At 68.4% G+C, this 9,462-nt stretch carries 11 protein-coding genes, 1 pseudogene and 1 riboswitch; of the genes and pseudogenes, 10 read left to right on the forward strand and 2 right to left on the reverse strand.

Translation table 11 applies throughout. From position 1 onward, the window contains the following. From mbhE to mnhG, 6 genes and pseudogenes are all read left to right on the forward strand, one after another. The coding region (gene mbhE / locus AB4Y86_RS05095; protein WP_441400675.1) for a hydrogen gas-evolving membrane-bound hydrogenase subunit E at positions 1-1,148 on the forward strand (1,148 nt) is incomplete at its 5' end. Beyond that, positions 1,145-1,709, forward strand: a pseudogene (locus tag AB4Y86_RS05100) (Na(+)/H(+) antiporter subunit C). The gene mbhE and the pseudogene AB4Y86_RS05100, both read left to right, overlap by 4 nt. Further along, positions 1,706-3,316 carry a Na+/H+ antiporter subunit D gene (locus tag AB4Y86_RS05105; RefSeq protein WP_441400677.1) on the forward strand — a complete coding sequence of 537 codons (1,611 nt, stop codon included), beginning with the start codon at positions 1,706-1,708 and terminating at the stop codon, positions 3,314-3,316. Before AB4Y86_RS05100 ends, AB4Y86_RS05105 begins: the two are co-directional and overlap by 4 nt. Continuing rightward, complete coding sequence (locus AB4Y86_RS05110; RefSeq protein ID WP_441400679.1) at positions 3,313-3,858, forward strand: Na+/H+ antiporter subunit E; 546 nt, start codon at positions 3,313-3,315, stop codon at positions 3,856-3,858. Before AB4Y86_RS05105 ends, AB4Y86_RS05110 begins: the two co-directional genes overlap by 4 nt. Continuing rightward, on the forward strand, positions 3,855-4,133 hold the full coding sequence (locus AB4Y86_RS05115) for a monovalent cation/H+ antiporter complex subunit F (RefSeq protein ID WP_441400681.1): 279 nt from the start codon (positions 3,855-3,857) through the stop codon (positions 4,131-4,133). The genes AB4Y86_RS05110 and AB4Y86_RS05115 overlap by 4 nt, the downstream gene beginning before the upstream one ends. After that, on the forward strand, positions 4,123-4,515 hold the full coding sequence (mnhG, locus tag AB4Y86_RS05120; protein ID WP_441400683.1) for a monovalent cation/H(+) antiporter subunit G: 393 nt from the start codon (positions 4,123-4,125) through the stop codon (positions 4,513-4,515). The genes AB4Y86_RS05115 and mnhG overlap by 11 nt, the downstream gene beginning before the upstream one ends. A 249-nt stretch (positions 4,516-4,764) precedes the next feature. On the opposite strand, the gene AB4Y86_RS05125 is transcribed toward mnhG, so the two are convergent. Together AB4Y86_RS05125 and AB4Y86_RS05130 are read right to left on the reverse strand one after the other, a co-directional pair. Then, the gene (locus AB4Y86_RS05125) at positions 4,765-5,028 is read right to left on the reverse strand and encodes a DUF4235 domain-containing protein (protein ID WP_441400685.1); all 264 of its coding nucleotides are present in this window, start codon (positions 5,026-5,028) and stop codon (positions 4,765-4,767) included. A 41-nt stretch (positions 5,029-5,069) separates the two neighbouring features. After that, positions 5,070-5,609 carry a heme-degrading domain-containing protein gene (locus tag AB4Y86_RS05130; RefSeq protein ID WP_441400687.1) on the reverse strand — a complete coding sequence of 180 codons (540 nt, stop codon included), beginning with the start codon at positions 5,607-5,609 and terminating at the stop codon, positions 5,070-5,072. A gap of 145 nt (positions 5,610-5,754) precedes the next feature. Then, positions 5,755-5,899: riboswitch (TPP riboswitch) on the forward strand. Between the two features lie 69 nt (positions 5,900-5,968). Between AB4Y86_RS05130 and AB4Y86_RS05135 the strand changes: the two genes are divergently transcribed. From AB4Y86_RS05135 to AB4Y86_RS05150, 4 genes are all read left to right on the forward strand, one after another. Then, positions 5,969-6,601 carry an ECF transporter S component gene (locus AB4Y86_RS05135; protein ID WP_441400689.1) on the forward strand — a complete coding sequence of 211 codons (633 nt, stop codon included), beginning with the start codon at positions 5,969-5,971 and terminating at the stop codon, positions 6,599-6,601. A gap of 13 nt (positions 6,602-6,614) precedes the next feature. Next, positions 6,615-8,210: an ABC transporter ATP-binding protein gene (locus AB4Y86_RS05140; protein ID WP_441400691.1), complete on the forward strand. Its 1,596-nt coding sequence runs from the start codon at positions 6,615-6,617 to the stop codon at positions 8,208-8,210. Beyond that, entirely contained in the window at positions 8,207-9,010 is an 804-nt protein-coding gene (locus tag AB4Y86_RS05145; protein WP_441400693.1) for an energy-coupling factor transporter transmembrane component T family protein, read from the forward strand. The genes AB4Y86_RS05140 and AB4Y86_RS05145 overlap by 4 nt, the downstream gene beginning before the upstream one ends. A 152-nt stretch (positions 9,011-9,162) precedes the next feature. Continuing rightward, the coding region (locus AB4Y86_RS05150; RefSeq protein ID WP_441400695.1) for a helix-turn-helix domain-containing protein at positions 9,163-9,462 on the forward strand (300 nt) is incomplete at its 3' end.

Genomic DNA, 9,462 nt, shown 5'->3' on the forward strand with positions numbered 1-9,462 from the left:
GTTTGTTGGCCCGCACCGCGGCCAACAAACGGTTCCTGGCCGTGCTGATGGTGTCGGTCACCGGCTACGGAATTGCGTTGATGTTCGCGCTTCAAGGTGCCCCGGACCTCGCGTTGACGCAGATGCTGGTGGAGACCATCATCCTGGTGGCGTTCGTGCTGGCCATGCGCAGTCTGCCGGCCGAACTGCGGGACCGTACCGGCGGCAAGTACCGCGTGATCCGGGTAATCATCGGGGCGGCTTTCGGGATCACCATGATCTTCGTGGCGATCCACGCCCTGGGGGCCCGGGTGGCGACGCCGGTCTCGCTGGAGTTCCCGCACCTGGCCTACGAGGGCGGCGGAGGAAAGAACATCGTCAACGTCACCCTCGTGGACATTCGGGCCTGGGACACGTTCGGGGAGATCTCCGTCCTGGCACTCGCCGCCACCGGCGTCGCCAGCCTGATCTTCGTCCGCGGCCGCGGCGACCGGATCCGTCCGTCCTCGTCCGTGGCCGCGGGCACCGTCGGGCGCCGCACACCGGTGACCGCCCACACCAGGGACCGCGCGGCGCTGGCCATGAGCCGCCGGTTTGCGGCGTCCACCCGCGACGCGTGGCTCGTGGCCGGGCGGACCCTGGCCCCGGAACGCCGCTCGATCATCTTTGAGGTCGTCGCCCGGTTGATCTTCCACTCGATGATCGTCTTCTCCATCTACCTGCTGCTGGCCGGCCACAACCTTCCGGGCGGGGGCTTCGCCGGCGGCCTCCTGGCCGGACTGGCGCTCGCCGTCCGCTATCTCGCCGGGGGCCGCTTCGAACTGCGCGAAGCGACCCCGGTCAGCGCCGGAGCGCTGCTGGGGATCGGGCTCGCCACGGCCGCGGCGTCCGGAGTGGCGCCGCTGCTGCTCGGCGGACAGGTCTTTCAGACCGCGGTGATCGAGCTCTGGCTGCCGGTCTTCGGCGACATCAAGTTCGTCACCTCCACCATCTTCGACATCGGCGTCTACATCGTCGTCGTCGGCCTGGCCCTGGACGTGCTGCGCAGCCTCGGCGCGGAGATCGACGAGAATTTCGAAGAACAGCACGAGGGGTGGCCGGAAGAACCCGCTGCCGGGCTGGACGCCGAAGGCCTGCCGGCCGAATCCACCGCCAAGGGGAGCCCATGAGCGTCAATCTGACCCTGCTGACGGTCATGGGCGCGCTCTACGCCTGCGGCATCTACTTGCTCCTGGAACGCAGCCTCACCCGGGTGTTGCTGGGCTTGATGCTGCTGACCAATGCCACCAACCTGCTGATCCTGACCACCGGCGGCTACGCGGGCCTCGCCCCGTTCTTCAACAAGGACACCGCCGCCRGGGGACTACAACGACCCGCTCCCGCAGGCGCTGATCCTGACCTCGATCGTGATCTCCTTCGCCGTCACGGCTTTCATGCTGGGCATTATCTACCGCACCTGGGTGCTGGCCAGGCAAGACGAAATCCAGGACGACGCCGAGGACCGCCGCGTGGCGGCGACCCCCAGCTTCGACGCCGAGGACGACGCCGAAATTCCGGTGGAAACCTCGGAGTTCCCCCTCGTGGCCAGCGCCGGCAACGACGAGGCCGGCACCGACGACGAGGACACCGTGCCGGCCGGCGCTCGCCGGATTCCGGTCGCGGCCGCGGCCGCCGAAGAACAACCCGGTTCCCGCCACACCAGCCCCGACCAGGAAGGAGGGCCCAAGTGAACATCGCCAGCTTCGCCCCGCTCGCCGTCGTCCTTCCCATCCTGGGTGCCGCCCTGGCCTTCCTGCTGATCCGGAATACCCGGGCCCAGCGGACTGTCAGCATCGCGATTCTCTCGCTGACCCTGCTGCTGGAATGCTGGCTGCTGGCCTCCGTCTGGGAGGGCGGCACGGCGGCGGTGAGCATCGGCGGCTGGCTTCCGCCCTTTGGCATCGTGATGGTCGTGGACCAGTTCTCCTCGCTCATGCTGGTGGTGTCCTCGGTGGTCAGCCTCGCCGTGTTGATTTACGCCTCCGGCCAGGGCATGGCCGACGGCGACAGCGACGCCCCGGTGTCGATCTTCCACCCCACCTACCTGATCCTCGTGGCGGGTGTGTCCAACGCCTTCCTCTCCGGGGATCTCTTCAACCTTTACGTGGGCTTCGAGATCCTGCTGACCGCCAGTTATGTGCTGATGACCCTCGGCGGGACCGGTCCCCGGATCCGTGCCGGCGTGACGTACGTGGTGGTCTCCGTGGTGTCCTCCGTGCTGTTCCTGCTCGCGATCGCGATGATTTACGGCGCCACGGGGACGATCAACATGGCGGACCTGGCCATCAAGCTGGCCGGCCTCGACGAAGGCACCCGGAACCTGCTGCACGTCCTGCTGCTCGTGGCGTTCGGCATCAAGGCCGCCGTGTTCCCGCTCAGTTTCTGGCTCCCGGACTCCTATCCGACGGCGCCGGCACCGGTCACCGCCGTGTTCGCCGGCCTGCTCACCAAGGTGGGCGTCTATGCGATCGTCCGCACCGAGACGCTGCTCTTCCCGGGCGACTCCTTCAACACTCCGCTGATGGTCGCGGCGTTATTGACCATGGTGGTGGGGATCCTCGGTGCCCTGGCGCAGAGCGACATCAAGCGTCTGCTCTCGTTTACCTTGGTCAGCCATATCGGCTATATGGTGTTCGGCCTGGCAATGTCGTCCGTGGCGGGACTGGGGGCCGCGGTGTTCTACGTGGCCCACCACATCACCATCCAGACCAGCCTGTTCCTCGTGACCGGCCTGATCGAGCGCCGCGCCGGGAGTTCCTCGGTGGACCGGATCGCCGGCCTCGCCAAGCTCTCGCCACTGCTGGCCGTGCTGTTCTTCGTGCCCGCCATGAACCTGGCCGGCATCCCTCCGTTCTCCGGCTTCCTGGGCAAGCTCGGTCTGTTGCAGGCCGGCGTCGCGCTCGGCACGCCGCTGGCCTACGCCTTGGTGGCGGGCGGCGTGCTGACCAGCCTGCTGACCCTCCTCGCCATCGCCAGGGTCTGGAACCGCGCCTTCTGGCGCAAACCCGAAGACGCGGAACACCCAGACCCGGTACTGCTGGCCTCGCCCGAGACCCTGGCCGCCGATGCCGACGCGGGGCAGCGCGTGACCCTGCTACCGCGGACCATGGTGGGTTCCACGCTGGGCCTGGTGCTGTTCGGCGTGGCGTTGACGGTCTTTGCGGGACCCCTCTTCGGCGTGGCCGGGCAGTCCGCCCAGGAAATGTTGGGCCGGACCGCGTACATCCAGGCCGTGCTGGGTGAGGACGCGCCGGTTCCGCCGATCGCCCAACCGGCGCAGCAGGAGGGCGGCAAATGACCCGCAAGCGGATCTCCCTGCGCCAGGAACTGCCCCTCCTGGTCTGGCTCGTCATCGTCTGGGGCGCCCTCTGGCAGGATTTCAGTGCCGGCAACCTACTCTTCGGGGCGCTGATCGCGGTGGCGGTGGCCCGGCTGTTCTATCTGCCGCCGGTGGAGCTGGGAGGCCGCTTCAACGTGTTGCGCGCCGCACGCTTCGCCGCAGTGTTCCTGACCAAAGTGGTGGCAGCCAGCTTCCAGGTCCTGTTCCTCGCCGTCGTCCGCGGGCCGCGGGTGATCAGCGCCGTCGTCGCCGTCCCGCTCCGGAGCCACTCCGACCTGCTGGTGACTGCCACCGGGCACGTCATCTCGCTGATCCCGGGATCCCTGGTGGTGGAGGTGGACCGCTCCACGTCCACGCTGTACATCCACGGCATCAACGTCCGCAACGCCGAGGACGCGGCCAAGCTCCGCAATGAGGTCCGCGACACCGAAGCCGGGCTGATCCGGATCATGGGCACCCGGGCCGAACTGTCCGCACTGGAGCAGGAGGTGGGCGCATGATGCAGCTCGTCCTGACCGTCACCGCCGTCGTGCTCTCGCTCGCCGCGGCCGGCGCCATCATCCGCATCGCCAGGGGTCCCTCGCTACTGGACCGCGTGCTCGCCGCCGACGTGCTGCTGGCCATCCTGGGCGCGGCGCTGTGCATCGATATGGCCGTAAACCGGCACCTGAACAACCTGATGCTGCTGGTGGCCATCTCGCTCATCGGCTTCGTCGGCTCGGTGACCGTGGCACGCTTCGTCGCGGACCGGAGGAGGCACCCCAATGAGCCCTGAGACGTTTTCCGCCGACGCCGTGATCGATGCCGTCTCGGCCGTGTTCATGGTGGTCGGCGCGCTGATGTCACTCGGCGCGGCCATCGGCCTCCTGCGGTTCCCGGACCTGATGACCCGGATGCACGCCGCAACCAAGCCCCAGGTGCTGGGATTATTCCTGCTGCTCTGCGCGGTGGGACTCCAGTTGCGCACCTGGTGGGTGTGGCCGGTGCTGGTGGTGGCATGGATATTCCAGCTGCTCACGGTGCCCGTCTCGGCCCACATGGTGGGCCGGGCCGGCTACCGTACGAAGCACCTGCATCCGGAACTGCTCAGCGCCGACGAGCTGGAGGCCGTGGTGCAGCAGGCCGCTGGCGAACGCGGGTTCGCCGACGACGAGTGAGAAGCCGCCAGCGCCCCGGGTGAAGCTGACGAGGCCTGGCTGCTCTTGGCGGCGCTTCGGGTCGCCTGGCGGGCCCGGTGTACCTTGCGCCGGGTTGACGGCACGCCGTGTGGGGCACTTTGACACCGACACGCCGCTGACTAACCCCGGCGGTCCCGAAATCCATGCAAAGTGCCCCCGGGCGGGTTGCTACATTCCAGAACGGCCCCGGATGACGGTGCGCCGTGGACGCGCCCTAAACCATGCGCCTTAGACCAGGTCCTGGGTTTTGGCGAAGCGGGTGACCGCGCGCTGCGTGCCGCGGTTGGCGAGGACCTGGATAACTGCGCTGACCGAGGCTGAAATCAGGGCGAAGGTCAGGGCCGAGCGCAGCGTGGTGGGAACGTCGTCGTCGTGACCCTTGGGGGGCTTGTTGCCCGTGGTCTTTTCCCAGACGGTGTCGACCATCTTGGTGCCAACGAAGCCAGCGAGCAGACTGATGCCGGTGCCAAGCAGTTTGATGATGATGTTCATACTTCGTGCTCCTAGCGGGAGGAAACAGGGTTGACCCTAGCCTAGCGTTCCGAGCGGCCGAGGATTTCAGACAAGGCCTCGACCACCAGTTCGTGGTCCGCTTTCTGCGGCAGCCCGGAGACGGTGACGGTGCCGACGACCCCTGTTCCGCGCAGGTAGATGGGGAACGAACCGCCGTGGGCCGCAAACTCCTGCTGGTCGAACCAAGCGTTGTCCTCGATCCGCCGGCCGGCAGCGCGGGCCCGCAGGCCCACCAGCAGCGACGGCACCTCATACCGGACGGCGGTGCGCTGTTTGGCCCTGATCCAGCGCTCGTTGTCCGGAGTAGCGCCCTCCAGGGCCGCGTGGAAGAGCACCTGCTCCCCCTTGGTGATGTCGATGGCGATCGGGTGGGAGCGCTGCCGCCCGAGTTCGACCAGGAGGAGCCCAAGATCGAGGGCGTCGTCCTTGCTGAAGGTCCGGAACTGCAGTTCCTCGATTTCGGTCAGGATACGGCCAATGAGCGCACCCAGGGACCCGGGCGGCTGGGGTTCCGCGGAATCCGGGTCATAGTCGGGGCCAGGAACTGGTGCGTCGCTCATGGGATTCAGCTTCCGTTAGGCGGCCGCCGCTGCGCAACCCAAGTAGCTCGCAGCTGTTGTCGTTATGAGCGCTCAAAACGACACCAACTGCGAGTCAGTTGGGGGCCCGGCGGGTGTAAACTGGCCCAGCCCACAAGGGTGATTTTCAATACGACAGGGGAGCGCCGCCGTCGGGCATCACTGGAGCAAATCCAGGGAAACCGCAGGTGGGCGCTGAGAGTGCGGACAGCCGCAGACCCTCGAACCTGATCCGGTTAGTACCGGCGCAAGGGAGTCGAGTTCTCGGGGTGCCCGGCATCCGCGACGAAAGTTGCGGCGCGGCCGGAGCGCCCTCCCCTCCTGTACCTCAGGAGGACGACATGACGGATATTTCTGCGAAGCAGACACTGACCACCGGCAAGTACAGCTGGCGCGTGGTCGACATCGTGCTGGCGGCGTTGATCGCTGTTGCCGGCGGCGTGATTTTCTGGGCCTGGGATCAGGGGGCCAACTTGGTCTCCGTCCCGGTCAACGCGGTCTACCCGCCACTGACCGGGCTCTACGCCGGCGGCTGGATGATCCCGGCACTGCTGGGCATGCTGGTGGTCCGCAAGCCGGGCGCGGCACTGTTTTGTGAAGCGGTGGCTGCCACCGGCGAGTTGATCATGGGCTCGCAGTACGGCACCACGGTGCTCATCTCCGGCATTCTGCAGGGCCTGGGCGCTGAGTTGGTCTTCGCCGCGTTCCTCTACAAGCGGTTCAACCTGCCCGTGTCCCTCCTGGCCGGTGCCGGCGCGGGCTTGTTCTGCGGCCTGAACGACTCCTTCCTGCCCTGGGGCTGGAACATCGCCTACGAGGCCGGTGACAAGCTCGCCTACATCGTCTTCTGCGCCGTCTCTGGGGCCGTGATCGCCGGCGGACTGTCCTGGCTGGCCACCCGGGGCCTGGCCAGGACCGGGGTGCTCGCGTCTTTCGCATCCCGTAAGGCGGCATCGGAACCAGTGTTCTCCTGATGCCCGCACACGCATGAGAACTTTCGACGACGTCCGGCCGGCCGCGATCACCGCCCGGGGCTGGGGCTGGCGGCACGCCGGACGGCCCCGGCCCGCCGTCAGCGGGCTGGACCTGGACATCCGCCCGGGCGAGCGGGTGCTGCTGCTGGGCCCCTCCGGTGCCGGCAAGTCCACGCTGTTGCACGCCCTGGCCGGGGTGCTGGGCGACAACACCGCCGCGGGCGCTAGTGATGACGACGAGGACTCCGATGAGACCGGCAGCCTGCTGATCGACGGCGCCCCGCCCCGGGCCCGGCGCGGCCGGGCGGGGCTGATGCAACAGGACCCGGAAACCCAGGTGGTGCTGTCGCGGCTTGGCGACGACGTCGCCTTCGGGGCGGAAAATCTTTCCGTGCCGCCGGCGGACATCTGGCGCCGGGTGGCGGAAGCGCTCGACGACGTCGGGCTCGCCGGCCTGCCGCTGCAGCACCCGACGTCGGCGCTCTCCGGCGGCCAGAAGCAAAGGCTGGCGCTCGCCGGGATCCTCGCGATGCGGCCGGGGCTGCTGCTGCTGGACGAACCCACGGCCAATCTTGACCCGGCCGGGGTCCTTGAGGTCCGCGACGCCGTCGGACGCTGCCTGGACAAGACCGGGGCCACCCTGGTGGTGGTGGAGCACCGCGTCGCCGTCTGGAAAGACCTGGTGGACCGGATCGTCGTGCTCCAGCCGGGAACCGCAGCCGGCACGGAGCCCGCCGTGCTGCTGGACGGCTCGCCGGACCAGGTCCTCGAACAGGCGCGGGACATGCTCATCGCCGCGGGCGTCTGGGTTCCCGGCTACGTGCCCGCCACCCGGGCCCGCCGCGGGGCTGGCGCGGGAGCCGGGCCGGCGCAGCTGCTGCTGGCCGCCGAGGAGCTGGCCGTGTCCCGCGAACGCCCCCGCCGCACCGGTTTGCTGCGCGGCTTCAGCACGGTGCCGCCCACGCCGGTGCAGTCGGGGATCACGGCCCAGGTCCGCGCCGGGCAGGCGCTGACCGTCACCGGCCCCAACGGTTCCGGGAAATCGACCTTCGCCCTAACCCTGGCCGGTCTGCTGGCGCCGGTCGCGGGCTCGGTGTCCGCCACCACGGAGCTGAGCGCGGGCGCGGGCATCGATCCGTACAAGTGGAAGGCCCAGCAGCTGATCGCCCGGATCGGCACGGTGTTCCAGGAACCGGAGCACCAGTTCGTCACGGGCCGGGTGCTGGACGAACTGACGTTCGGCCCACGCCAGCTGGGCCGCGGCGAAGAGCGGGTGGATGAGCTGCTGGAACGTTTACGCCTGACGGGCCTGGTGGACGCCAACCCCTACACGCTCTCCGGCGGCGAAAAGCGGCGGCTGTCCGTGGCCACGGTGCTGGCTGCCCATCCGCAGGTGCTGGTGCTGGACGAACCCACCTTCGGCCAGGACGCCAACACGTGGGCGGAGCTGGCCTCCTTCCTATCCGAGCTGCTGGACGCAGGGACCGCCGTGGTTTCGGTGACCCACGATGCGGAGTTCAGCCAGGTCCTGGGCGGGGCCGAATTGCACCTCGACGCCGCGCAACCCGGACTGCCCGGCCGGACGACGCCGGGGGTGGCGGCGCCATGAGGAACGCCCTGACCCTGAACGGAAACACCGCGCTGCTGACCCGCGCCAACCCGTTGGCCAAATTCTCCGGCGTCCTGCTGATCACCGTGGTGCTGGCGCTGTCTATTGACTGGGTGTCCGCGTCCGTGGCCCTCGGCTTCGAACTCCTGCTGTTCCCGCTCGCCGGCCTGACCCTGGGCCTGCTCTGGCAACGCGGCTGGCCCCTCATCCTCGCGGCGGCCGTGGGCGGCTGGAGTACCGCGATCCTGGCGGCTGACCGCGGAAGGATACTGCTCGACGTCGGCGTCTGGTCGATCAGCGAAGGATCGCTGCAGCTCGGGGTGGGATTCCTGCTGCGCGGCCTCGCGATTGCCCTGCCGGCAGTCCTGCTGATGAGCTGCACCGACCCGACGGACCTGGCGGACGCGCTGGCCCAACAGGCGAAGCTGCCGCACCGCTTCGTGCTGGGCACCCTGGCCGCGATGCGGCTGGTGGGACTCATGGCGGAAGAATGGCAGACCATCGGCATGGCCCGGCGGGCCCGCGGCGTGGGCTCGCACGGCAACCCGGGCCAGCGGCTGAGGGCCATGCTGGGGCAAAGCTTCGGGCTGCTGGTCCAGGCGGTCCGCCGTGCCTCCCGGCTCGCGGTGACCATGGAAGCGCGCGGCTTCGGCGGCGCCCAGCGGACCTGGGCGCGGAAAGCGACGTTCAGCCGGCTGGACGCGTGGGTGGTGCTGGGCGGGCTGCTGATCGCCGGAACCGCGATGGCATCGGCCATCGGCGCAGGGACCTGGAACATGGTGTTCCTGGCGCAGCAGTAGGGCCCGCTCCGGCGTCGAGCTGCGCTATATACCGGGCAAGATACCGCACGGGATATAGCACGATATATCGCACGAGATGATTATTCTGTGAGCTTGACTGCAAATGGCGCGCTCCGAGGGGGCGAATAGCTCATCCGTGATATTTATTGACTATGACTCAACAGACTGCTGAATACGTTGGCGCCGTGCTCCGGGATGCCCGYGGCGAGAAGGGCTGGACCCAGGGACGGCTGGCCGCCGAGCTGGGAACCAGCCAGAGCGCGATCGCCCGGATGGAGCAGGGCAAGCAGAACTTGAGCCTGAAAATGATCCAGCGGCTTGAATCGATCTTCGGCCGCAGCATCGTCAAGGTCGGCCGGCCGCAGATGACCCACCTCCGGGTCGAGGGCGGCCGCACCCTCTCTGGCGCGGTGGACGTCAACAGCAGCAAGAACGCCGGCGTCGCCCTGCTG

The organism is Arthrobacter sp. 2YAF22_2, assembly GCF_052114645.1.
In the GTDB taxonomy this organism is placed as follows: domain Bacteria; phylum Actinomycetota; class Actinomycetes; order Actinomycetales; family Micrococcaceae; genus Arthrobacter.

What these genes read in the sequence shown, in the direction of transcription:
- AB4Y86_RS05110 (WP_441400679.1), top strand. Translation starts at nt 3,313, where the DNA reads ATGACCCGCAAGCGGATCTCCCTGCGCCAGGAACTGCCCCTCCTGGTC.
- AB4Y86_RS05115 (WP_441400681.1), top strand. Translation starts at nt 3,855, where the DNA reads ATGATGCAGCTCGTCCTGACCGTCACCGCCGTCGTGCTCTCGCTCGCC.
- mnhG (WP_441400683.1), top strand. Translation starts at nt 4,123, where the DNA reads ATGAGCCCTGAGACGTTTTCCGCCGACGCCGTGATCGATGCCGTCTCG.
- AB4Y86_RS05125 (WP_441400685.1), bottom strand. Translation starts at nt 5,028, where the DNA reads ATGAACATCATCATCAAACTGCTTGGCACCGGCATCAGTCTGCTCGCT.
- AB4Y86_RS05130 (WP_441400687.1), bottom strand. Translation starts at nt 5,609, where the DNA reads ATGAGCGACGCACCAGTTCCTGGCCCCGACTATGACCCGGATTCCGCG.
- AB4Y86_RS05135 (WP_441400689.1), top strand. Translation starts at nt 5,969, where the DNA reads ATGACGGATATTTCTGCGAAGCAGACACTGACCACCGGCAAGTACAGC.
- AB4Y86_RS05140 (WP_441400691.1), top strand. Translation starts at nt 6,615, where the DNA reads ATGAGAACTTTCGACGACGTCCGGCCGGCCGCGATCACCGCCCGGGGC.
- AB4Y86_RS05145 (WP_441400693.1), top strand. Translation starts at nt 8,207, where the DNA reads ATGAGGAACGCCCTGACCCTGAACGGAAACACCGCGCTGCTGACCCGC.